The following is a 21,970-nucleotide window of genomic DNA, read 5'->3' as shown; positions in this document are numbered from 1 at the left end:
TGGAGCGCAGTGTCCGGGTTTGGGTTGTGAGGAAAAATAGAGGGGTGGGCATTTGATATTTGCGTGCAGGTCAAATATCAACAGAGCACCACGGTTAAATGTGGGAGCGAGCCTGCTCGAGATAGCGGTGGTTCAGCCCCATCAATGCTGGATGTGCCGCCGCTATCGCGAGCAGGCTCGCTCCCTCAGGGAGAATGGCTGGAACGTTATCTCGGGGCCAAACCGAACTTGCCGGGCATTTGTCAATCAGTTCCTTACAGACCCTTTTCAAGGAGCTCCCCGTTTTGCTCAAGTTCAAGACCGCGATATTACTCGGGGCGTTGCTGTTTCTAGGCAGCAACGAACTGGAAGCCGCCACGCTGCCGGGACTTCCCGCCGCAGTCGAGGAGCCGGCAAAACCTGAACCGCTGGTCCAGGGCGGTTTACTGGGAGCAATCAGTTCCAGCATCGACGACGTTCAGGACAAGCTCGACCTCAACGAAAACCTGGTCGACGCCTGGCGCCTGCGGGCGGATCGGGCGGCGGATGAAGTCGACAAACTGGTGAATCAGCCTTCGTCTCGATCGCCGATGAGCGTGGTCGGCGATTTCCTGTTGTTGTCCGGCGTCTGGCTCGGTGTGTTCGCGTTGCTCACAGTGCTCGGCGCCCTGCTGGACAAGCGCTTGAGTGCCGGGCGTTTTTTTCGCAAACGGCAACGCAGCCAGGACCTGCTCGGCTACCTGCTGCCATACACAATTCCCGCGTTGATCTGCCTGCCGCTGACGTTATACGTCAGCCATTTTCTGCCGAACTCGGTGGGCCGGGCGTTGGCCCTGTGTTTTGCCTACGCCACCAGCAGCGGCATTTTCTCCACCTCGATGTTCTTGTGCGTGATCGTCATGTTCAACACCGGGCACAAGCGGCGGGCGGTGCAGATCATCCGTGATTACTGCCCCAAGCCGCTGTTCCTGATCGGCTTTCTCGCGGCGCTCAGCGATGCCTTGACCAGCCCGCAGATCGCCCGGCAACTGGGCGGCAACATCACCAGCAGCATCGCGGTGTTTACCGGTCTGTTTGCCTCGATCATCTTCGGATTGTTGGTGATTCGCCTGCGGCGTCCGGTGGCGCATCTGATCCGCAACCGGGCGCTGGCGCAGCGCTTGAAACAGCCTTCATTGCAGGAATCCCTGCGAATCTTTTCCGGGCTCTGGTACTGGCCGATTCTGCTGATGGTAATGGTCTCGGCGATCAACCTGATCGGCGTCGGCGAGGACAATCAGAAAGCCCTGCGCTGCGCGTTGTTCACCACCATTCTGCTGATCGCCACGGTGTTCCTCAGCACGATTTTTCAGCACCTGTTCAAATCCGGAAAAGCCCAAGCGATCCAGCGCAGCAGTGCCTACAAAGAACGCTTTCTCAGCTTGCTGCATGCGCTGCTGAGGATTGTCATGGCCGTGGCGTTCATCGAAATTCTCGGGCGGATCTGGGGCGTGTCGCTGTTCGAGTTCGCCGAGCGCAACTCGGTGGGCCGGGCGATCAGTGAGTCGCTGAGCAGCATGGGCCTGATCTTCCTGGTGACCTGGTTGCTGTGGGTGGTGCTCGATACAGCGATTCAGGAAGCATTGAAACCGCCGATCAATAAACGCACGACGCAGCCCAGTACGCGGGTCAAAACCATCCTGCCGCTGCTGCGCAACGCGATCAAAATCATCCTCGTGGTGATCTGCGCCATCACCACCATGGCCAACCTGGGGATCAATGTTGCGCCTTTGTTGGCCGGCGCCGGGGTGGTCGGACTGGCCATTGGTTTCGGTTCGCAGCAACTGGTGCAGGACGTGATCACAGGCCTGTTCATCATCATTGAAGACACGCTGTCGATCGGCGACTGGGTGGTGCTCGATTCCGGGCATGCCGGCACCGTCGAAGGCCTGACCATCCGCACCTTGCGCCTGCGCGACGGCAAGGGCTTTGTGCACTCGGTGCCGTTTGGGCAGATCAAGGCTGTGACAAACCAGTCGCGACAATTCGCCTATGCGTTTTTCTCGGTGCAGTTCACCTATGACACCGATGTCGACAAGGCCATCGAGCTGATCCGCGAGGCGGGGGATTCGATCCGCGACGACGCGTTTCTCAAGTACAACCTGCAAGGGCCGCTCGACGTGTTTGGCGTCGACAAAATGGACCTCAACGGCGTGGTGCTGACGGCGCAGTTTCGTACGGTGTCAGGTGGGCAATATGCGGTGAGCCGGGCCTTTAACCAGCGCTTGAAGAAGCTTGTGGATAACAGCCCGTGGGTGCATTTCGCGCAGACTTATCCACAGCAGGTTTTGATGCCCCGGCAGGTTGCTACTGCGCAGGGAGACGATGACCTTGTGCCGGAGAATTCGCCGGTGTTGCTGCCGGATCAGCCGCGTACCCAATGATCTTTGTGGGTGCTGATGGCCCCATCGCGGGCAAGCCCGCTCCCACAGAGATTAGCTGTGTTGCACAGATTGTGATCCCCCCCGAGAACACTGTGGGAGCGGGCTTGCTCGCAATGGGGCCGGCCCGGACAGCATCAATGCCGGATCAGTTTGTTGTGTAACTCGGCAGTCGATGGCTGATCCAGCTCCAACCAGAAAACCTGCTTCCCGGCGATCTCGGCCGCCGCCGGAAGACCATCGCGGTACACCAGCCGATTACTCGCCAACGCCGGCACTTTTGCACCGGGTAACAGCGTGCCCGTCAGGTTCAGCGGATCAACCCCGCACACCGCGATCAAACTCCCGTCATGCGCCCGCCGCCGCACTTCGCGCAGCAATGGAATCGCCTCGGGCAAGGCGAACTGCTCACCGGCCAGACCGCTGACAAACCGCCCGCCGCGAATTTCGCCGCGAGCCTCCAGCCGATGGAACGTACGCAGCAATTCCCGCCAGCTCGGCAACCAATCGGCTTCGCGTTCCAGCAGGCGCCAGAACACCACGCCGTAGCGGCGCAGCAAGGTCATGGCGATGTGTTCCAAGGTGTCGCTCGGCGTTGGATGTTTGTTGTCGACAGTCGGCGCTGGCGGCCCGCGTCTTAGTAAGGCCCAGCGCCCGGCATCGTCCATGCCGCCGATAAAGGCGCCACGCCCGCGCCGGCTGCTGCGATTCTGCCGTTTACTGGCCGGGGTGATCAGCGCCCGCAAACCGGCAAAGCTGTCGGCATTCACCAGCCCGGCGCCGACCAGTTCCTGCAAGGCGATTTCCAGCTCCGAGCGCAGCAAATGAGCCTCGTGAATCAGCTCATCAAAAAACAGCGCACCGTGCTGACGGAGGGCTTCGTAGACCTTTTGCGTTTTCGGCGACAGCTCGCTGACGGGTGTCTGCTCGGTCAGACTGCTCCACAACCCGACCTGACTGCGCGGCAGCAACACAATGGGCGTGCTGCGCAACGCGGTGCCGGCGCTTTTGCTGCGTGCAGTCAGGCGCGTCCAGACCAGTTTGCCGCTGCGGCACAGGTCATCCAGCCAGCTCGCCGAATAGCCTTTGATTCGTACCGGCAGAATGTCGCTGTCCCAGGCGGATGCAGCGGCGGGGTAGCCTTCGAATTGACCGACAATCGCAGGCAATACGGCGCTGCCCTGGCCCTGGGTCGCCGTAGAAAGATGCTGCCAGTCGAACAGAAAACGCATGAAATCCTGCAACGTCACGGGTTCGATTTCCCGCCGCAGACGCTTGACCGTGTAGCGATGAATCCGCGCCAGCAGATGCCGTTCGCACCACTCTTCCTGATCGGCGCCGGGAGTGAAGTGGCCGCGCAGCACATAACCCTCGCGCTCCAGATGCGCGAGTGCGTGGGTGATGTGAGTCGGGGTTAATCCTAACGGTTCGGCAATCGCGCTCAGCGGCAACGGACCAAAAGCGCTGAGCCGCGCGCGGACGACTTCCAGCACCGCTTCATCCAACTCCCAGGCTTCATCGAACCCCGGCAGCGCCTCCAGCGGTGGGAATAATTTCGCCTGTGGATAAATCGCCCGCAGGCACGTCAGCCGTTCAAGTGCCAGCCACAGTGATCGTTCGGTATCGACTTGCAAACGACTGGCGCGACCGCTCTCGGCAAGGGCCTTCAACCAATCAATCCACTGCGGATTGGCCTGCGCCTCGGCATCGGTGATGCACGCGAGGCTCATTAACGTTTCGTGCATTTCATCGACATTGCTCGGCGTTGGCCACGCCTCATCGCGCACCGCTTGAATCGCCTCGGCGTCCAGCGCGCCGAGGTCGTTGGTGGATTGCGGGTCGGTCCAGCGCCGATTGAGCACGGCTTGGGTGCGGCGTTCTTCCAGCGGCGCATCGTCGAGAAAGGTGTAAGGCCGGGCGCTGAGAATTTCCGCGGCCAGCGGCGAGGGCGCCGGCAGGTCGCGGCTGATCAGGCGAACGTCGCCGCTTTCCATGCGCCGCAATAACGTGAGCCAGCCTTCGCAGTCCATCGCTTCGTGCAGGCAATCGTCGAGGGTCTGTTCCACCAGTGGATGTTCGGGAATCTCGCGTTCGCCGGCGAGGTTTTCCACGCAGGCGATCTGGTCGGGAAACACACTGGCGATCAGGTCTTCGCTTTTCATCCGTTGGATCTGCGGCGCAACTTTGCGTCCGCCGCTATAACGCGGCAGCGCCAGCGCAACCCCGGCATTCCAGCGCCAGCGCACGCCGAACAGCGGCGCATCGAGCACCGCTTGAATCAGCAGGTGCTCGGCGCTGTTGCTGTGCAGGTAGCGCCAGACATCATCGAGCTCAAAGCTGTGGCTGGTGGACAGCGACAGCACGATCGCGTCTTCGCTGGCGGCGGCCTGCAACTCGAAATTGAAGGTGCGGCAGAATCGCTTGCGCAAGGCCAGGCCCCACGCGCGGTTGATGCGGCTGCCGAAGGGCGTGTGGATGATCAGTTGGGTGCCGCCGGACTCGTCGAAAAAGCGCTCCATCAGCAGCGTGTCCTGCGAGGGCAGGGCGCCCAAAGTCAGGCGCGCGCGGGCGAGGTAATCCACCAGTTGTTCGGCGCTGTCGAGGTTCAGGCCGAGGGTGTCGGTCAGCCAGTCGAGGGCGGGTTGCAAGTTGCCGGGTGTAGCACCGAGCAGGGCGTCGAGTTGTGCTTGCAGGCGCGCCACGGCGAAGGACAACTCAGCGCTGCGCCCCGGCGCTTCACCGAGCCAGAACGGAATGGTCGGTGGCTGCCCGTGAGCATCCTCGACCCGGACCTTGCCGGTCTCGACCCGCAGGATTCGGTACGAGGTATTGCCCAGCTGAAAGATATCGCCGGCGATGCTTTCCACGGCGAAGTCTTCGTTGACGCTGCCGATGTTCAGCCCTTGCGGTTCCAACAGCACGCTGTAGTCGGCGTTGTCTGGAATGGTGCCGCCGCTGGTCACCGCGGTCAGTTTGCTGCCTCGGCGACCACGCAACGTACGCGTCACGGCGTCGCGGTGCAGGTAGGCGCTGCGAATGCCCTGGCGACCGTTGTAGCCTTCGGTGAGCATCTGCAACAACGCCTGATAATGTGTTTCGTCGAGTCCGGCGTAGGGCGAGGCTTTGCGGAACATCTCCAGCAGCGCCTGCTCCGGCCACTCCTGGCAACTGACCTCGGCGATGATCTGCTGGGCCATTACGTCCAGCGGCGCTTGAGGAATCTGCAGGGTGTCGAGTTCGCCCCGACGCACGCAGTCGAGCAGGGCGGTGCATTCGATCAAATCGTCGCGGGTGGTGGCGAACAACCTTCCCTTGGGTGTGCCGCCGACCTGGTGGCCGGAGCGGCCAACCCGTTGCAGAAACCCGGCAATTGAACGTGGCGAGGCGATCTGGCAGACCAGGTCGACATCGCCGATGTCGATCCCCAGTTCCAGCGACGCCGTGGCAATCAGCACTTGCAGGTCGCCGCGCTTGAGCCGCTGTTCGGCGTCGAGGCGAAACTCCTTGGCCAGGCTGCCGTGGTGGGCGGCGACGGCTTCCTTGCCGAGACGCTCGCTCAAATGCCGGCTCAAACGTTCGGCCAGGCGTCGGGTGTTGACGAAAATCAGCGTGGTGCGGTGTTCGCGGGCGAGAGCGGCGAGACGGTCGTAGACCAATTCCCAGACATCGTTGGCCATGACTGCGGACAACGGCACCGGCGGTACTTCGATGCCCAAGTCCCGAGGGCGGGCGTGGCCGATGTCGATGATCTCGCATTCGCGATCACGTCCCACCAAAAAGCGCGAGACGGCTTCGATCGGTTTTTGCGTGGCGGACAGGCCGATGCGCATCAACGGCACTGCGCACAGCGCCTGCAACCGTTCCAGGCTCAGCGCCAAGTGGCTGCCGCGTTTGCTGGCGGCGATGGCGTGGATTTCATCGACGATCACCGTGCGCGTGGTGCTGAGCATTTGCCGGCCGGAGTCGGAGCCGAGCAGCACGTAAAGGGACTCCGGGGTGGTCACCAGAATGTGCGGCGCGGTTTTACGCATCGCCGAGCGCTCTTTTTGCGGCGTGTCGCCGGTGCGCACGGCGGTGTTGATCTGCAACTCGGGCAGGCCCATCGCGCGCAGCTGTTCGGTGATGCCGGCCAGCGGATTTTGCAGGTTGATCTGGATGTCGTTGGACAAGGCCTTGAGCGGCGAGACGTAGACCACCCGTGTTTCGTCGGGAAGTCCGTCTGCGGTTTCCAGGCCTCGGTGAACCAGATCATCGATGACGGCGAGAAACGCGGTGAGGGTTTTGCCGGAGCCGGTGGGCGCTGCGATCAGGGTCGAACGGTGCTGGCGGATCAGCGGCCACGCCCGGGCCTGGGCGGCAGTGACCGTCGGGAAGGTGCTGCTGAACCAGGCGCTGACGGCGGGGTGGAAGCCTGCCAGGGCCGCGTCCGTGGGAATGGGCAGATTCATGGAGTGATTTATGCGGGCGGGGGGATGAAGATGCAAGTACCGCTCGGGAGCCGTGTCGATCCTTCTGTCCTCTTCGCGAGCAGGCTCGCTCCCACAAGGGATCTGCGGCGTACGCAAATTAATTGTGGGGGCGGGACCGGCTTGCCGGCGATGGGGCCAGTCGCAGCAGCACAAATCCTGCAGATCTACACTTTACGGATGACGGTTGCGCACTAAACCCGCAAAATGCAACGATTCCGGCAACTATCGACGACATCGCCCGCGAGCGTTGTCGATAAAAGCCATTGTTCCAATCAGACTGGGCCTGCTGACTCTATGCGAATGCGCCTTATGTTATTGGGCGGCGGAAATGCCCTTGGGCAGGCGCTGATTCGCCTCGGTGCGGAGGAAGACATCGGTTTCCTCGCCCCCCGCCCACCGCAAGACGGCTGGGACGCCGCGAGCCTGACGCAACTGCTCGACGACACGCGCCCGGACGCGCTGATCAATCTCGCCTACTACTTCGACTGGTTCCAGGCGGAGACGGTCAGCGAAACGCGTCTGGCCGGGCAAGAGCGTGCGATCGAGCGTCTGGCCGAATTGTGCCAGCATCACAACATTGTTCTGCTGCAACCCTCGAGCTATCGCGTGTTTGACGGCTCACGGGCGACCGCCTACAGCGAAAAAGACGAGCCGGTGCCGCTGGGCCTGCGTGGTCAGGCCTTGTGGCGGATCGAGCAAAGTGTGCGCGCGACTTGCCCTCAGCATGTGCTGCTGCGGTTCGGCTGGCTGCTCGATGACAGCCCCGACGGCACTCTCGGGCGATTCCTGTCCCGCGCCGAACAACCTGACGAGCTGCTGATGGCCGATGACCGCCGGGGCAACCCGACGCCGGTCGACGACGCGGCACGGGTGATCATCTCGGTGCTCAAGCAACTCGATTGCGCGGCGCCGCTGTGGGGCACCTACCATTACGCAGGGCACGAGGCGACCACGCCGCTGGCGCTGGGGCAGGCGATTCTCACCGAAGCCCGCGCGCTGCATCCGCTGGCCATCGAAGCGCCGACCGCCCAGGCTCACGCCGCGCGCCCGGATGCTGCCGAAGAGCCGCAACACGCGGTGCTGGCCTGCAAGAAAATCCTTCATACCTTCGGGATCAAGCCCCGCGCCTGGCGTGCGGCACTCCCAGGCTTACTGGACAGGTTCTATCGCCATGGCTGACGGCCCCGTTTTAATCACCGGCGGCGCCGGTTTCATCGGCTCGCACCTGACCGACGCCTTGCTCGCCAAAGGCCATTCGGTGCGGATTCTCGATGACCTGTCCACCGGCAAACGCAGCAACCTGGCGCCGGATAATCCTCGCGTCGAGCTGATAGTCGGCGACGTCGCCGATGCGGCCCTGGTCGCTCGCGCAATGGCCGGTTGCAGTGCGGTCGCGCATCTGGCGGCCGTGGCGTCGGTGCAGGCCTCGGTGGACGATCCGGTGAAGACCCACCAGAGCAACTTCATCGGCTCGCTGAATGTCTGCGAAGCCATGCGCCAGAGCGGTGTCAAACGCGTGCTGTTTGCCTCCAGCGCAGCGGTCTACGGCAACAATGGCGAAGGCCAGTCGATCGACGAAGACACGCCCAAGTCACCGTTGACGCCGTATGCGTCGGACAAGTTGGCCAGCGAACATTACTTCGATTTCTACCGTCGCCAGCATGCTCTGGAACCGGTGATTTTCCGCTTCTTCAACATCTTCGGCCCGCGCCAGGACCCGTCCTCGCCGTACTCCGGGGTGATCAGCATTTTCAGCGAGCGCGCGCAAAACGGCCTGCCGATTACCGTATTCGGCGACGGCGAGCAGACGCGGGACTTCGTGTATGTCGAGGACCTGGTCGACGTGCTGGTGCAAGCCATCGAAAAGCCGCAGGTTGAAATCGGTGCGGTCAACGTCGGCTGGAACCGGGCGACCACGCTCAAGCAAATGCTGGAAGCGTTGAAAGTGGTGGTCGGTGACCTGCCAGCCGTGAGCTACGGCCCGGCGCGTTCTGGTGATATCCGCCATTCGCGGGCGAACAATCAGCGACTGCTGGAGCGGTTTACCTGCCCCGAACAGACACCGATGGCTGTCGGCCTGGCGCGGTTGCTCGGTCGCTGAGTTTTTCGCCCTCATGAAAAAGGCGCCTGTGAAGGCGCCTTTTTTTGCAGCTCGTTCCCACCACGTGAACGATTTAGAACTTGTAACCCAAGCCCACCATGTAGATGAACGGGTCGACATCCACATCGACCTTGGCACGGGTGCCTGGTTTCACTGCGTCGTTTTCCACGGTCGCAGTGGTATCGATGTCGATGTAACGCACCTGGGCGTTGAGCAAAATGTTGTCGGTGATCATGTAGTCAGCACCGACCTGAAAGGCCATACCCCAGGAGTTATCCGCCTTGAAGTTGCTGAAGCCGGCGGCGTTGGCCTCGCTGCCGACGTGCTCGTCGTAGATCCAGGTGTAGTTGATACCGGCGCCAACGTACGGCTGGAATGCAGACTCGCCGTTCAGTGGGTAGTAGACAATGCTCAAGGTCGGCGGCAGGTGTTTCAGGCTGCCGAGTTTGCCGTTGGCCGGGCCGAGGATGGTGCCTTTGATCTTCACGTCATGTTCGAATGGCGTGGCCGCGAGCAGCTCGATGCCCCAGTGGCTGTCGAGCATGTAAGCGAAGTTCAGACCCAGTTGCGTGTCGCTGCTCATGGTCGCCTTGCCATGCAGATCGGTGCCGGCTAACGGACCTTGATCGACCTTGACGCTGGAGCTGTCGGCTTTCGGGTTGACGGTAATTGCACCGGCACGAAGGAGGATGTCGCCGGCTTCGTGGGCGTGGGCGAGTGGGGCTGCGAGCGCGAGGGCAAACAGCGAAGCGCTGAGCAAGGACTTGTGCATGGAGGCTCCAGAGGACGTTGAAAATGTTCGATGTCCAATGGTACGGAGCCGTCTGGTACGGACTTTTGATTCAGCTCAATGAAACAGTCATGGGGTTGGTTTTTGTGGAACTTTTGATGGCCCCATCGCGGGCAAGCCCGCTCTCACAGGATTTAGGTGATCCCTGTGGGAGCGGGCTTGCCCGCGATAGCGATTGATCACACAACACAGAACCACCGGATTCACTCCGGCAATTCATACACATAAATCTTGTCCGCTTCCATCTGATACCCCGCATCCGCCAATTCGCTGGTCGACGCCTTGACCTGCAACGCCCCCTCGATCCAGTAAGGCTGATACAGCTCGTCCAGCTTCACGCCGACTTCGCTTTTCACATGCACGATCTGGTTCGACGGCGGTGGCGGTACGTGGATGCAGGCGCCGAAATACGGCACCAGCAGAAACTCCGTGGTACGACCTTCTTCGCTCACTTCCAGCGGCACGATGTAACCCGGCAGGCGGATGTTCTGACCGTCGAGGCTCTTCACCACAGGCGCATTGGGCATGTCCTGTCTGGCGGCTGGCGCCGACTCGGCGGACAACGTGCTGCTCATCTGCGACATATCGTGCAGCGGCGTCATGTTTGGTACTTCCGGCGCGGCGTCCGGCGGGATCATTTCCGACCAGGTCAGCTCTTTCGGTTCGGCCGCCCACAGCGGCAGGGCGACCAGCATCAACAGCGCAAGCAGAGCGCGGGGCATCATTAACGTCCTCATAGTCGGATCGACAGGCCATCGGCCAGGGATTGGCGATACGCGCGCCACGCCGGCACGCTGCCCATCAGCAACGCGGCGATCAGGATGCCACCGAGCAGCGTCCATTCATATTCACTTGGCCACGCCAGCGGCAGATACAAACCGTAATTGGCTTGCACGTAACCCTGAGCCGCCGCGATGCACACGTAAAGCAGCGCCACGCCGGCGATCACGCCGGACAGCGCCAGAGCAAACGCCTCCAGCACCAGCAACGTCGCGATGTGCCACGGACGAGCACCCACCGAACGCAGGATCGCCATCTCGCGCCGACGTTCATTCAGGCTGGTGAGAATCGCCGTGAGCATGCCGATCAACCCGGTCAGCACCACGAACAGCGAGACCACGAACAAGGCTTTTTCTGCGGTGCTCATCAAACTCCACAGCTCTTGCAGCGCCACGCCCGGCAGGATCGCCAGCATCGGTTCGCCACGGAATTCGTTGATTTCACGCTGCAGCGCAAAGGTCGAAATCTTGCTGTTGAGGCCGAGCATGAACGCGGTAATCGCTTGCGGCGTCAGGTCCATGTTGCGCGCCTGATCGGCACTGATCCGACCGTTGCCGCGCGCGGGAACGCCGTTGTGCCAGTCGACGTGAATGGCTTCCATGCCGCCGAGGCTGATGTGCAATGTACGGTCGACCGGGGTGCCGGTGCGTTTGAGAATGCCGACCACGGTGAACGGTTTGTCGTCGTGTTTGACCAGGCTGATCACCGCCACGCCGTGGGCCAGCACCAGTTTGTCGCCGAGTTTGTAGTGCAGCGCATCGGCCACTTCGGCGCCGAGCACTACTTCGAAGGGGTCGGTGGCAAAGGCGCGACCGTCGGCCACTTCCAGGTGTTGTTGATGGCCGTACTGGTAGTGCTCGAAGTACGCCTCGGTGGTGCCCATCACCCGGTAACCGCGATGGGAATCGCCGAGCGACATCGGGATCGCCCACTTCACTTTCGGATTGTTGGCGAAGTGTTCGAAGCTGTCCCAACGAATGTTGTTGGTGGCGTTGCCGATGCGGAACACCGAGTACAGCAGCAGGTTCACCGAACCGGAGCGGGCGCCGACGATCAGGTCGGTGCCGCTGATGGTGCTGGCAAAACTGGCCTTGGCTTCGGTGCGAACCCGCTCCACGGCCAGCAGCAGGCAGACCGACAGGGCGATGGCGAACGCGGTGAGGATCGCGGTGAAGCGGCGGTTAGCCAGGCTGGCCATGGCTAGACGAAACAGATACATCTCAAACCTCGGACAGGGTGGCGGCGCGATTAAGATCGGCCAGTGACAAGTGGCGATCGAACAGCGGCGCGAGGCTTTGGTCGTGACTGACGAACAACAGACTCGACCCGGCTTCGCGGCATTCGGCGAACAACAGGCGAATGAAATTTTCGCGGGCGTCGTAATCCAGGGCCGAGGTCGGCTCGTCGGCGATCACAAGTTCCGGCTGACCGATCAAGGCGCGGGCGGCGGCGACGCGTTGTTGTTGGCCGATGGACAGCGAATCGGCGCGGCGGCTGAGGAGGCTTTCATCCTTCAAACCCAAATGAGCGAGCAGGGTGGCGGCGGCTTGATCGACGCTGCCATGGCGCTGGATGGCCCGTTCGGCGCGCAGTCGGGAGAAGTGGCAGGGCAGCTCGACGTTCTCGCGCACTGAGAGAAACGGCAGCAGGTTGAACTGCTGGAAAATGTAGCCGGTGTGATCGACGCGGAAGCGATCACGCGCACCGGCGCCGAGTTCGGTCAGTTCCTGGCCGAGCAGGCGAATGCTGCCGCGATCCGGCTTCTGCACACCACCGAGCAGGCCGAGCAGGGTGGTCTTGCCGCTGCCGCTGGGGCCTTTGAGGAAGAGCGTTTCACCCGGTTCCAGGCGGAAGGCCGGGATGTCCAGTAAGGTCGAGTGACCGGGCCAACTGAAGCCCAGGTCGGACAGTTCGATGAGTGCTTGGGTCATGGCGCCGGTTTCATGGGTTCGTCTCAATTTCACATTCAATACAACCTCCTGTGGGAGCGAGCTTGCTCGCGATAGCGGTGTGTCAGCCAACAAAGATGTTGAATGTCAGGACCTCATCGCGAGCAAGCTCGCTCCCACAGGGTTCTTCGAGTGGATTCAAAATTTCAGGGCAGCCGCCTTGGCCGTCACTTCTACCCCTTGCTGCCCGCTCGGGCTGATCAGTTGTACCTGAATTTTCTGGGTCGCCGGGAACGTGTTGAAAAGGTTTGCCAGATCCAGGGTTTTCAGTGCGCCCGGCGTCGCGCAGGTGAACTGGTAGTGAGCGTGGATTTCGCTGTGGTCGTGGTGATGCTCGTCTTTGGCATCGTCGTCATGATCATCATCGGCATCCGGCTTGTCACCGAACAGCGGGCTTTCCAGTTCCTGAGTCGCGACCACACAACCCGCTGCTTTCGGCAGGTTGAACAGGGTCAGCGGCTTTTCAAGTTGCGCACGGGCGGCGGCGACTTTGGCTTTGTCGGCGTCGGTGGTGGCGGCGTGTTCGAAACCCACCAGGTTCATCGCCGGGCTTTCCAGCTCAAGTTCGAGGGTCTGACCGTCCAGCGCTGCGTTCAGGCGTCCGACACCATGTTCGTGGGCGCCAAGGCTGCCGTGTTCATGGTCGTGATCATGTTCATCAGCGGCGTGAGCGAGGGCCAGCGGCAACAGGGCAAACGGCAAAGCGAGCAGCAGACGACGCATGGCGGGTCTCCGAAGGTAAAATGAATAAATTGTTATGTAATCTTATAACGTAAGTGCGGAGAGTTTGACCGTCCGCTTGGCGTTGCACAAGTCCCATGGGAGCATGTGGGTCAGAAATGTGCAGGAGCAGACTTATGTTGCGAATACGCGGAAGCATCGGCGACTGGCCGGTGGATTTGACCCTGGAGATGGACGACGGTGACTGGGCGCGGCTCGGCGCACAGTTGCAGGTGGTCAAGCCTGAAGCCAGCGTGGCGCCGTCGAAACCGGTCAATCAGGACGATGCGCAGTGGCAGATTGCAAAGGATTTGTTGCGCAAGGCCGGACAATTGAGCGGGCCTGATTTGCTTGAGCAACTGGAAGGACTGACGGGCAGCCCATCGTCGGGCAAACGCCTGTTGGTGCGGTTGCGCCATAGCGCGCAGGTGAAAGTGTCGAGCGGCGGGGATACGCCGCTCTATAGCTGGATCAACCCGGCTTAGTACAGCGCAGCAAACAACTTGCGACGGTACGTGGTCACCAACGGATGATCATTGCCCAGCAATTCGAACACTTGCAGCAAGGTCTTGTGCGGCAAGCCTTCGCTGTAGCTGCGGTTGCGGATGAACAGCTTGAGCAATGCATCCAGCGCCGCGTCGTACTGCTGACGGGCCAGTTGCTGGATCGCCAGTTGATACACCGCCTCATCGTCCTGCGGGTTCTTCGCCAGACGCGCCTTCAGGTCCGCGGCATCCGGCAGGTCCTTGGCCTGGCCGAGAAACTGGATCTGCGCTTTTGCGCCGGCCAACGCCGCCTTGTGTTCATCGCTTTTGACCGCGTCGAGCACGGTTTGCGCTTCACCCAGCTCGCCCCGTTCAGTCAGGCAACGGGCATACAGAATCAGCGCTTTGGCGTTGGTGTTGTCTTCGCCCAGCAGCACTTTGAGAATCGCTTCTGCGTCGGCGAAACGACTTTCGTCAAACAGCGCCTGAGCCTGCTCGAAAGGGTCGGCCGCCGCCGGTGGCGGCATTTGTACGTGAGGCTCCAGCATGGCGCGGACGGCGGATTCCGGTTGCGCACCGGCAAAACCGTCCACTGGCTGGCCATCCTTGAACAACACCACGGTCGGCAGGCTGCGAATGCCGAAGCGGGCAACGATGTCCTGTTCGAGGTCGCAGTTGACCTTGGCCAGCAGCAATTCGCCCTGATAGCTCTCGGCAATGGTCTGCAGCATCGGCATCAGCACTTTGCAGGGCGCACACCATTCGGCCCAGAAATCCACCAGCACCGGTTTGTGGAAAGAGTTCTCGATTACCGACTGGTCGAAATCGGCAGTCGTGGCGTCGAAGATGTACGGCGTTTCCTGACTCATGGGGGATCTCGTAAAAGCGTGAATAGGGCAACTATACGACTTGGTGGGGTGTGGCCGGAAGCGGGGTGGTCTTTGAGAAGTGTGTCGTCTGACAGGACGCTTTCGCGGGCAAGCCCGCTCCCACAGTGGTTTTGTGTGGAACACGGATTTAGCGCCAGGCCCGAATCCCTTGTGGGAGCGGGCTTGCCCGCGATGCTTTTAGCCGCGCCGCGCGTGGTACAGGCTCACATGCCGAAACTCTTCAGGCTCAGCCAGGTCCGGCAAGGTCATCGCTTCGAGCATTTCGATGCGTTGATACAACGGATGACGAAAATCCCGCACCCGTGAATCCGCCACCAGCGCCTCCTGGCCACGGCTCAAAAACTCGTCGAGCAGCGGCAGGTTCGCCCGGTCATACAACACGTCGGCGACCAGGATCAGATCAAACCGGTCCGCCTCGGCGAAAAAGTCCGTCGAGTAGCTCAGTTCCACTTCATTGAGTTCGGCATTCGCCCGACACGCGGCAATCGCCAGCGGGTCCAGGTCACAGGCCACCACCTCCAGCGCCCCGGCTTTCACGGCGGCAATCCCCGCGACTCCGGAACCGGCACCAAAATCCAGTACGCGCTTGCCTTTGACCCACTCGGGGAATTTGGCGAGATAGCGGGCCATCGACAACCCGCTGGCCCAGCAAAAACTCCAGTACGGCGGTTCATGCAGAATCCGCCGGGTTTCTTCCGGGCTGAAGGCGCGGTCCATGTTGTCGCCGTCGATCAGCCAGAGTTTCAGGGCGGTATCGGGCAATGCGACCGGGACAAGCTGTGCATCACCGAGCAACTCGCCCAAGGCCTGTTGCAGGTCGAACGGTGCAATCATGGCGCTTTGACGAATTGCAGCTGACCCAAGGCCTGGGTCGTTGCCTGTGTGATGACTTGCGACGGCAGGTGCAAAATCAGCTGGCCGGACTGGCTGGCGCGGCCCCGCAGTTCCACGCGGACACCGGCCGGAAACGATTCCGGGTTGAAACGCAGGTGAAACGGCAGCGCTTGATTGGTGCCGATCAGGCTGGAACTGGCGAGCAGTTGTTGCGGGCGGTCCTTGTCGTCGATTACCAGCAGGGCCAGCTCGACTTCCGCACCGGCCGGCACGCCTTGCAGGGTGCCGCTCAGTTCCCGTTGATACGCGGGGAGCGGGCCGAGGTTGGCGGACTCTTTGGCTTTCTTCTGCGCCGCCTGTGGGGCTGGCCCTGGCGTCGGCGGCTGGGGCTTGGGTGCATCGCTGCTGCAGGCCACCAACAGGCTGAAAAGGCTGAGCAATACGAGCGGTCTGAGGGACATTTGCGGCTCCAGCAAGGTGAAATCCATGGATCGTTCTCTATAGCCAGTCTGTATACCGCAAACCCTATGGCTTGTCTTGCCACCGGGATGCGCTACCATGGCCCTCCCTTTTTTTGTTGCCTGCCACCATGCACTGTCCCTTCTGCGGTGCCAACGACACCAAGGTCATCGACTCGCGTCTGGTCGCCGAGGGCGAACAGGTGCGCCGCCGGCGCGAATGCCTGGCCTGCGGCGAACGTTTCACGACGTTCGAAACCGCTGAACTGGTGTTGCCGCGCCTGATCAAAACCGACGGCAGCCGCCAGCCGTTCGACGAAGAAAAACTCCGCGCCGGCATGCAACGTGCGCTGGAGAAGCGCCCGGTGAGTGTCGAACGCCTCGAATCGTCGCTGGTGCACATCAAACACAAACTGCGAGCCACCGGCGAGCGTGAGGTCAAGTCCCTCGTGGTCGGTGAACTGGTGATGGCCGAGCTGCAAAAGCTCGACGAAGTCGCCTACATTCGTTTCGCCTCCGTGTATCGGCGCTTCCAGGACCTCAACGAGTTCCGCGAAGAGATCGATCGCCTGGCCCGTGAGCCGGTGAAAGAATGACCACTGCCACAGAGCTTGCCATCCTCGACGCCCATTACATGGCCCGCGCCCTGGAACTGGCGCGCAAAGGCTATTACACGACCCACCCCAACCCGCGGGTTGGCTGCGTGATCGTGAAGGACGGGCAAATTGTCGGCGAAGGCTGGCACGAGCGCACCGGCGAACCCCACGCCGAAGTCCACGCCCTGCGCGCTGCGGGCGACAAAGCCCGAGGCGCCACCGCTTACGTGACCCTCGAGCCGTGCAGCCACCACGGCCACACACCGCCCTGTGCCGATGCACTGGTGAACGCGGGCGTCGCTCGCGTGGTTGCGGCGATGCAGGACCCGAACCCGTCGGTGGCCGGTCGCGGCATGCAGCGTCTGGCTCAGGCCGGCATCGCGATCGAAAGCGGTGTGCTGGAAGGCGAGGCGCGCAAGCTCAATCAAGGCTTCCTCAAGCGCATGGAGCACGGCTTGCCGTTCGTGCGGGTCAAGTTGGCCATGAGCCTCGACGGTCGCACGGCGATGGACAGCGGCGAAAGCCAATGGATCACCGGCCCGGCCGCACGCTCGGCGGTACAGCGCCTGCGCGCCCAGGCCAGCGTGGTCCTGACCGGTGCCGACACGGTGCTCGCTGACAATGCCCGTTTGACCGTGCGTGCGGGTGAGTTGGGGCTGGACGCCGAGCAAACCGCGTTGGCCATGAGCCGTCCGCCGCTGCGTGTGCTGATTGACGGCCGCCTGCGCGTGCCGCTCGATGCGCCGTTCTTCAAGGCCGGCCCGGCGCTGGTCGCCACCTGCATGGCAATCGAAGAGCAATACGCCAACGGTCCGGAATGCCTGATCGTGGCCGGCGACGATGGTTTGGTCGACCTGCGCAAGTTGCTGGTCGAACTGGCCAATCGTGGCGTCAATGAAGTGCTGGTCGAGGCCGGGCCGCGTCTGGCGGGGGCATTTGCCCAGCAAGGTCTGGTGGACGAGTTCCAGATCTTCATCGCTGGCAAGTTTCTCGGCTCTTCGGCCCGGCCATTGCTGGACTGGCCGCTGGCGCAGATGAAAGATGCGCCCGAGCTGAAAATCACTGAAATCCGCGCGGTTGGCGATGACTGGCGAGTCATTGCCATTCCTGCGCCAGCGGCGAGCGTATAATTCCGGCCTGCGCCACGCGACGGCCCTGTTCTCGAGGAGGACTCCATGTTTACCGGCATCATCGAATCCATCGGCAGTATTCGTGCATTGACCCCAAAAGGCGGAGATGTGCGGGTACACGTAGAAACCGGCAAGCTCGATCTGAGCGACGTCAAACTGGGCGATAGCATCGCGGTCAACGGCGTGTGCCTGACGGCCGTTGAATTGCCGGGCAATGGCTTTGCGGCTGACGTCAGTCGCGAAACCCTCGACTGCACCGCCATGAACGACCTGAAAAGCGGCAGCCCGGTCAACCTGGAAAAAGCCCTGACCCCGACCACTCGCCTCGGCGGGCATCTGGTCAGCGGTCACGTCGATGGCGTGGGCGAAGTGGTTGCCCGCACCGAGAACGCACGCGCCGTGGAATTCCGCATCCGTGCACCGAAGGAACTCGCGAAGTACATCGCCCATAAAGGCTCGATCACCGTCGACGGCACCAGCCTGACCGTGAACGCGGTCGATGGCGCCGAGTTCCTGCTGACGATCATTCCGCACACCCTGAGCGAAACCATCATGGCGTCGTACCAGCCAGGTCGCCGGGTGAACCTTGAAGTCGACTTGCTTGCCCGTTATCTGGAGCGCCTGCTGCTAGGCGACAAGGCCGCAGAGCCTGCTTCTGGAAACATCACTGAAAGCTTTCTGGCCGCCAACGGCTACCTCAAATCCTGACTCAAGGGGGTGCCTTGTGGCGCTCAATAGCATCGAAGAACTGGTTGAAGACATCCGCCAAGGCAAGATGGTCATCCTCATGGATGACGAAGACCGCGAGAACGAAGGCGACCTGATCATGGCCGCCGAGTGCTGCCAGCCTGAGCACATCAACTTCATGGCCAAGCATGCCCGTGGCCTGATCTGCATGCCGATGAGCCGCGAGCGCTGCGAACTGCTGAAGCTGCCGCTGATGGCGCCGCGCAACGGTTCCGGTTTCGGCACCAAGTTCACCGTATCGATCGAAGCGGCGACTGGTGTGACCACCGGCATCTCCGCCGCCGACCGCGCGCGCACCGTGCAGGCCGCTGCCGCGAAAGACGCCAAGGCTGAAGACATCGTCAGCCCTGGCCACATCTTCCCGCTGATGGCCCAGGCCGGCGGCACCCTGGCCCGCGCCGGCCACACTGAAGCTGCCTGCGACCTCGCGCGCATGGCCGGTTTCGAGCCGAGCGGCGTGATCTGCGAAGTGATGAACGACGACGGCACCATGTCCCGTCGCGCCGAACTGGAAACCTTCGCCGCCGAGCACAACATCAAGATCGGCACCATCGCCGACCTGATTCACTACCGGATGATCCACGAACGTACCGTTCAGCGGATTGCCGAACAGCCGCTGGACAGCGAACTGGGCCAATTCAACCTGGTGACCTATCGTGATTCCGTGGAAGGCGACGTGCACATGGCCCTGACCCTGGGCAACGTCTGCGCTGAAGAGCCGACCCTGGTTCGCGTGCACAACATGGACCCGCTGCGCGACCTGTTGATGGTCAGGCAGCCGGGCCGCTGGAGCCTGCGTGCCGCCATGGCTGCGGTTGCCGAGGCGGGCAGCGGCGTGGTGCTGTTGCTCGGTCACCCGCTCGATGGCGACGTATTGCTGGCACACATCCGTGAAACCGCAGAGCACGCACCGGCGAAAAAACCGACCACCTACAGCATCGTCGGTGCCGGTTCGCAGATTCTTCGGGACCTGGGCGTGCGCAAAATGCGCCTGATGTCTGCACCCATGAAATTTAATGCGATATCCGGTTTCGATCTGGAAGTTGTAGAATACGTGCCCTCCGAATAATGACCGGTTGTTACCGGCCCTGTATTCGCGGTTCAAATATCACTGAGGGACGCGTAGAAGACGCGTCCCGGCTCTTTAAGAGAACTAACGAATGACCCTGAAGACCATCGAAGGTACCTTCATCGCCCCTAAAGGCCGCTACGCTTTGGTAGTAGGCCGTTTCAACAGCTTCGTCGTTGAAAGCCTGGTCAGCGGTGCAGTTGATGCCCTGGTTCGCCATGGCGTGAGCGAAAGCGACATCACCATCATCCGCGCGCCTGGCGCCTTCGAAATCCCGCTGGTTGCGCAGAAAGTCGCTCAGAAGGGCGAGTACGCGGCAATCATCGCCCTGGGCGCGGTCATTCGTGGCGGTACGCCGCACTTCGAATACGTGGCGGGCGAATGCACCAAGGGCCTGGCCCAGGTGTCCATGGAATTCGGCGTACCGGTCGCTTTCGGCGTCCTGACCGTTGACTCCATCGAGCAAGCCATCGAACGTTCCGGCACCAAGGCCGGTAACAAAGGTGCCGAAGCTGCCCTGTCCGCCCTGGAAATGGTCAGCCTGCTGGCGCAGTTGGAGGCCAAGTGATTAGCGACGAAAGCGATCGTTTCAACCCGCGCGATCCAAAGCCTGCGGATGCCGGCAAGCCATCGAAAAGCGTCAAGCGTCGCGAAGCCCGTCAGCTCGCGACCCAGGCGCTGTACCAATGGCACATGGCCAAGCAGTCGCTGAACGAGATCGAAGCGCAGTTCCGGGTCGATAACGATTTCAGCGATGTCGATGGCGCCTACTTCCGTGAAATCCTCCACGGGGTTCCCGCGCAGATGGACAAGATCGACGCGGCTCTCAAGCCGTGCCTGGACCTGACCATCGAAGAGCTGGACCCGGTTGAACTGGCAGTATTGCGCCTGTCCACCTGGGAACTGCTCGAGCGCGTCGACGTGCCGTACCGCGTTGTGATCAACGAAGGTATCGAGCTGGCGAAAGTCTTCGGTTCCACCGACGGCCACAAATTCGTCAACGGTGTACTCGACAAGCTGGCCCCGCGTCTGCGTGAAGCTGAAGTGAAGGCGTTCAAGCGCTAACCCGCGCTTGAAACTGCGATGGGTGAGTTTGAGCTGATTCGCAATTTCTTCGCCGCCGCGCCCTGTGCGCAAGGCGGCGAAGGCGTTGCCCTCGGGATCGGCGATGACTGCGCCTTGCTGGCTGTTCCTCCCGGGGAGCAGTTGGCGATTTCCACCGACACGCTCGTGGCCGGTGTGCATTTCGCAGACCCTTGCGACCCGTTTCTGCTCGGTCAGCGTTCGCTGGCCGTGGCCGTCAGCGATCTGGCTGCCATGGGCGCCACCCCCGTTGCCTTTACCCTTGCCCTGACCTTGCCTTCGGCGACCGCCGACTGGCTGCAAGCGTATGCCCGTGGATTGACCCTCATGGCGCAGCGCTGCGGTGTGGCACTGGTGGGCGGCGATACCACCCGTGGGCCGTTGAGCCTGACCATGACGGTGTTCGGGCGTGTGCCGGGCGGTTTGGCGCTGACCCGCAGTGGCGCGCAGCCAGGCGAGTTGCTTTGTGTCGGCGGTGAACTGGGCAACGCCGCCGGTGCCTTGCCGCTGGTGCTCGGTCAGCGAACTGCCGACGCCGCCATCGCCGATCCGCTGTTGGCGCATTACTGGTCGCCGCAACCGCAACTCGCATTGGGCCAGGCATTGCGCGGCAAGGCGACTTCGGCGCTGGACATCTCCGACGGCCTGCTCGCCGACTGCGGGCACATCGCGCTCGCGTCGAAGGTCGGCCTTCAGGTTGAACGGGACCGATTGCCGCTGTCGAAGGCTTTAGTGGCCTTCCTCGGTCAACCGGGTGCCGAACACGCTGCCCTGAGCGGCGGAGATGACTACGTGCTGGCCTTCACCTTACCGTCCGTCGAGTTGCCACAACTGATGGCAGATGGCTGGCCGATCCATGTGGTCGGGCGTGTGGTGGCGGGACAGGGCGTCGTGCTGTTGGATGCTGCCGGACAAGACATCACCCCGCAAACCCGGGGCTATCAACATTTTCGGGAGACACCGTGACAGATCATCCCAAACAGGTTCCGGCGGAATTCGTACCGCCGTCGGTCTGGCGCAATCCATGGCATTTCCTGGCGTTCGGCTTCGGTTCGGGCACCTTGCCAAAGGCACCGGGCACCTGGGGTTCCTTGGTTGCGCTACCCTTTATTCCGTTGTGGCAGATGCTGCCCGACTGGGGTTACTGGCTGATGCTGGGCATCACCATGCTGTTCGGCTTCTGGCTGTGCGGCAAAGTGGCCGACGATTTGCGCGTGCACGACCACGAAGGCATCGTCTGGGACGAAATGGTCGGGATGTGGATCACCCTGTGGCTGGTGCCGGAAGGCTGGTACTGGTTGCTCGCGGGTTTTCTGGTGTTCCGCTTCTTCGACATTCTCAAGCCGTGGCCGATTCACTGGATCGACCGGCATGTGCACGGCGGTGTCGGGATCATGCTCGACGACGTATTGGCCGGGGTGTTCGCGTGGTTGGCGATGCAGGGGCTGGTATGGATTTTCGCCTGATGAG

21 protein-coding genes are annotated in these 21,970 nt (G+C 61.9%); 12 read left to right on the top strand and 9 right to left on the bottom strand.

Going from position 1 to position 21,970, the window contains the following annotated elements; all coding sequences use genetic code 11:
• Positions 1-284 precede the first annotated feature (284 nt).
• Complete coding sequence (locus F8N43_RS24935) at positions 285-2,402, top strand: mechanosensitive ion channel family protein (RefSeq protein ID WP_150630322.1); 2,118 nt, start codon at positions 285-287, stop codon at positions 2,400-2,402.
• Between the two features lie 134 nt (positions 2,403-2,536).
• Here the strand turns inward: F8N43_RS24935 and F8N43_RS24930 are convergent, their stop codons facing one another.
• Positions 2,537-6,847 (bottom strand): DEAD/DEAH box helicase, encoded by a 4,311-nt coding sequence (locus F8N43_RS24930; protein WP_150630323.1) that lies wholly within the window; start codon positions 6,845-6,847, stop codon positions 2,537-2,539.
• A gap of 315 nt (positions 6,848-7,162) precedes the next feature.
• Between F8N43_RS24930 and F8N43_RS24925 the strand changes: the two genes are divergently transcribed.
• Positions 7,163-8,047 (top strand): sugar nucleotide-binding protein, encoded by an 885-nt coding sequence (locus F8N43_RS24925; protein ID WP_150630324.1) that lies wholly within the window; start codon positions 7,163-7,165, stop codon positions 8,045-8,047.
• On the top strand, positions 8,040-8,969 hold the full coding sequence (locus F8N43_RS24920) for an NAD-dependent epimerase/dehydratase family protein (protein WP_150630325.1): 930 nt from the start codon (positions 8,040-8,042) through the stop codon (positions 8,967-8,969). Before F8N43_RS24925 ends, F8N43_RS24920 begins: the two co-directional genes overlap by 8 nt.
• A gap of 73 nt (positions 8,970-9,042) precedes the next feature.
• On the opposite strand, the gene F8N43_RS24915 is transcribed toward F8N43_RS24920, so the two are convergent.
• The 5 genes from F8N43_RS24915 to F8N43_RS24895 all read right to left on the bottom strand — a co-directional run bounded on the left by F8N43_RS24915 (position 9,043) and on the right by F8N43_RS24895 (position 13,211).
• Positions 9,043-9,741, bottom strand: a complete 699-nt coding sequence (locus tag F8N43_RS24915; protein WP_150630326.1) for an OmpW/AlkL family protein — start codon at positions 9,739-9,741, stop codon at positions 9,043-9,045.
• A 221-nt stretch (positions 9,742-9,962) separates the two neighbouring features.
• Positions 9,963-10,481, bottom strand: coding sequence for a DUF3299 domain-containing protein (locus F8N43_RS24910; RefSeq protein WP_150630327.1), 519 nt, complete (start codon positions 10,479-10,481; stop codon positions 9,963-9,965).
• Between the two features lie 11 nt (positions 10,482-10,492).
• Positions 10,493-11,758 (bottom strand): ABC transporter permease, encoded by a 1,266-nt coding sequence (locus tag F8N43_RS24905; RefSeq protein ID WP_150638479.1) that lies wholly within the window; start codon positions 11,756-11,758, stop codon positions 10,493-10,495.
• A 1-nt stretch (position 11,759) separates the two neighbouring features.
• Positions 11,760-12,470, bottom strand: a complete 711-nt coding sequence (locus tag F8N43_RS24900) for an ABC transporter ATP-binding protein (RefSeq protein WP_150630329.1) — start codon at positions 12,468-12,470, stop codon at positions 11,760-11,762.
• 156 nt (positions 12,471-12,626) lie between these two features.
• Entirely contained in the window at positions 12,627-13,211 is a 585-nt protein-coding gene (locus F8N43_RS24895) for a DUF2796 domain-containing protein (protein ID WP_150630330.1), read from the bottom strand.
• Between the two features lie 134 nt (positions 13,212-13,345).
• On the opposite strand from F8N43_RS24895, the gene F8N43_RS24890 reads away from it, so the two are divergent.
• Entirely contained in the window at positions 13,346-13,693 is a 348-nt protein-coding gene (locus F8N43_RS24890) for a hypothetical protein (RefSeq protein ID WP_150654507.1), read from the top strand.
• On the opposite strand, the gene trxA is transcribed toward F8N43_RS24890, so the two are convergent.
• The 3 genes from trxA to F8N43_RS24875 all read right to left on the bottom strand — a co-directional run bounded on the left by trxA (position 13,690) and on the right by F8N43_RS24875 (position 15,878).
• A complete protein-coding gene (trxA, locus tag F8N43_RS24885; protein ID WP_084319670.1) occupies positions 13,690-14,562 on the bottom strand; it encodes a thioredoxin in 873 nt (290 codons plus the stop codon). The genes F8N43_RS24890 and trxA overlap by 4 nt on opposite strands.
• A gap of 198 nt (positions 14,563-14,760) precedes the next feature.
• On the bottom strand, positions 14,761-15,417 hold the full coding sequence (locus tag F8N43_RS24880) for a class I SAM-dependent methyltransferase (RefSeq protein WP_150630333.1): 657 nt from the start codon (positions 15,415-15,417) through the stop codon (positions 14,761-14,763).
• Complete coding sequence (locus tag F8N43_RS24875) at positions 15,414-15,878, bottom strand: YbaY family lipoprotein (RefSeq protein WP_150630334.1); 465 nt, start codon at positions 15,876-15,878, stop codon at positions 15,414-15,416. The genes F8N43_RS24880 and F8N43_RS24875 overlap by 4 nt, the downstream gene beginning before the upstream one ends.
• A gap of 128 nt (positions 15,879-16,006) precedes the next feature.
• Between F8N43_RS24875 and nrdR the strand changes: the two genes are divergently transcribed.
• The 8 genes from nrdR (at position 16,007) to F8N43_RS24835 (ending at position 21,966) form a co-directional block, all read left to right on the top strand.
• On the top strand, positions 16,007-16,471 hold the full coding sequence (gene nrdR, locus F8N43_RS24870) for a transcriptional regulator NrdR (protein ID WP_003228656.1): 465 nt from the start codon (positions 16,007-16,009) through the stop codon (positions 16,469-16,471).
• Positions 16,468-17,601, top strand: coding sequence for a bifunctional diaminohydroxyphosphoribosylaminopyrimidine deaminase/5-amino-6-(5-phosphoribosylamino)uracil reductase RibD (gene ribD, locus F8N43_RS24865; RefSeq protein ID WP_150654506.1), 1,134 nt, complete (start codon positions 16,468-16,470; stop codon positions 17,599-17,601). Before nrdR ends, ribD begins: the two co-directional genes overlap by 4 nt.
• A gap of 45 nt (positions 17,602-17,646) precedes the next feature.
• Entirely contained in the window at positions 17,647-18,309 is a 663-nt protein-coding gene (locus F8N43_RS24860) for a riboflavin synthase (protein WP_150654505.1), read from the top strand.
• A gap of 16 nt (positions 18,310-18,325) precedes the next feature.
• Positions 18,326-19,417: a bifunctional 3,4-dihydroxy-2-butanone-4-phosphate synthase/GTP cyclohydrolase II gene (gene ribBA / locus F8N43_RS24855; RefSeq protein WP_150630336.1), complete on the top strand. Its 1,092-nt coding sequence runs from the start codon at positions 18,326-18,328 to the stop codon at positions 19,415-19,417.
• Positions 19,418-19,508: 91 nt separating this feature from the next.
• Entirely contained in the window at positions 19,509-19,985 is a 477-nt protein-coding gene (gene ribE / locus F8N43_RS24850; protein WP_003185938.1) for a 6,7-dimethyl-8-ribityllumazine synthase, read from the top strand.
• Positions 19,982-20,482 (top strand): transcription antitermination factor NusB, encoded by a 501-nt coding sequence (gene nusB, locus F8N43_RS24845; protein WP_150630337.1) that lies wholly within the window; start codon positions 19,982-19,984, stop codon positions 20,480-20,482. The genes ribE and nusB overlap by 4 nt, the downstream gene beginning before the upstream one ends.
• Positions 20,483-20,500: 18 nt before the next feature.
• Positions 20,501-21,466: a thiamine-phosphate kinase gene (thiL, locus tag F8N43_RS24840; RefSeq protein WP_150638465.1), complete on the top strand. Its 966-nt coding sequence runs from the start codon at positions 20,501-20,503 to the stop codon at positions 21,464-21,466.
• Positions 21,463-21,966 (top strand): phosphatidylglycerophosphatase A, encoded by a 504-nt coding sequence (locus F8N43_RS24835; protein WP_008033735.1) that lies wholly within the window; start codon positions 21,463-21,465, stop codon positions 21,964-21,966. Before thiL ends, F8N43_RS24835 begins: the two co-directional genes overlap by 4 nt.
• The last annotated feature ends 4 nt before the right edge of the window (positions 21,967-21,970 follow it).

The sequence above is a fragment of the Pseudomonas fluorescens genome (assembly GCF_902498065.1).
In the GTDB taxonomy this organism is placed as follows: Bacteria; Pseudomonadota; Gammaproteobacteria; order Pseudomonadales; family Pseudomonadaceae; genus Aquipseudomonas; species Aquipseudomonas fluorescens_BJ.
Note: the sequence above shows the minus strand (reverse complement) of the source record. Positions and strands in the feature narration are given on the sequence as shown.

What these genes read in the sequence shown, in the direction of transcription:
- F8N43_RS24900 (WP_150630329.1), bottom strand. Translation starts at nt 12,470, where the DNA reads ATGACCCAAGCACTCATCGAACTGTCCGACCTGGGCTTCAGTTGGCCC.
- F8N43_RS24860 (WP_150654505.1), top strand. Translation starts at nt 17,647, where the DNA reads ATGTTTACCGGCATCATCGAATCCATCGGCAGTATTCGTGCATTGACC.
- F8N43_RS24930 (WP_150630323.1), bottom strand. Translation starts at nt 6,847, where the DNA reads ATGAATCTGCCCATTCCCACGGACGCGGCCCTGGCAGGCTTCCACCCC.
- F8N43_RS24890 (WP_150654507.1), top strand. Translation starts at nt 13,346, where the DNA reads ATGTTGCGAATACGCGGAAGCATCGGCGACTGGCCGGTGGATTTGACC.
- F8N43_RS24880 (WP_150630333.1), bottom strand. Translation starts at nt 15,417, where the DNA reads ATGATTGCACCGTTCGACCTGCAACAGGCCTTGGGCGAGTTGCTCGGT.
- F8N43_RS24910 (WP_150630327.1), bottom strand. Translation starts at nt 10,481, where the DNA reads ATGCCCCGCGCTCTGCTTGCGCTGTTGATGCTGGTCGCCCTGCCGCTG.
- ribD (WP_150654506.1), top strand. Translation starts at nt 16,468, where the DNA reads ATGACCACTGCCACAGAGCTTGCCATCCTCGACGCCCATTACATGGCC.
- F8N43_RS24925 (WP_150630324.1), top strand. Translation starts at nt 7,163, where the DNA reads ATGCGAATGCGCCTTATGTTATTGGGCGGCGGAAATGCCCTTGGGCAG.
- trxA (WP_084319670.1), bottom strand. Translation starts at nt 14,562, where the DNA reads ATGAGTCAGGAAACGCCGTACATCTTCGACGCCACGACTGCCGATTTC.
- F8N43_RS24905 (WP_150638479.1), bottom strand. Translation starts at nt 11,758, where the DNA reads ATGTATCTGTTTCGTCTAGCCATGGCCAGCCTGGCTAACCGCCGCTTC.
- F8N43_RS24920 (WP_150630325.1), top strand. Translation starts at nt 8,040, where the DNA reads ATGGCTGACGGCCCCGTTTTAATCACCGGCGGCGCCGGTTTCATCGGC.
- F8N43_RS24875 (WP_150630334.1), bottom strand. Translation starts at nt 15,878, where the DNA reads ATGTCCCTCAGACCGCTCGTATTGCTCAGCCTTTTCAGCCTGTTGGTG.
- F8N43_RS24895 (WP_150630330.1), bottom strand. Translation starts at nt 13,211, where the DNA reads ATGCGTCGTCTGCTGCTCGCTTTGCCGTTTGCCCTGTTGCCGCTGGCC.
- ribE (WP_003185938.1), top strand. Translation starts at nt 19,509, where the DNA reads ATGACCCTGAAGACCATCGAAGGTACCTTCATCGCCCCTAAAGGCCGC.
- F8N43_RS24915 (WP_150630326.1), bottom strand. Translation starts at nt 9,741, where the DNA reads ATGCACAAGTCCTTGCTCAGCGCTTCGCTGTTTGCCCTCGCGCTCGCA.
- thiL (WP_150638465.1), top strand. Translation starts at nt 20,501, where the DNA reads ATGGGTGAGTTTGAGCTGATTCGCAATTTCTTCGCCGCCGCGCCCTGT.
- nrdR (WP_003228656.1), top strand. Translation starts at nt 16,007, where the DNA reads ATGCACTGTCCCTTCTGCGGTGCCAACGACACCAAGGTCATCGACTCG.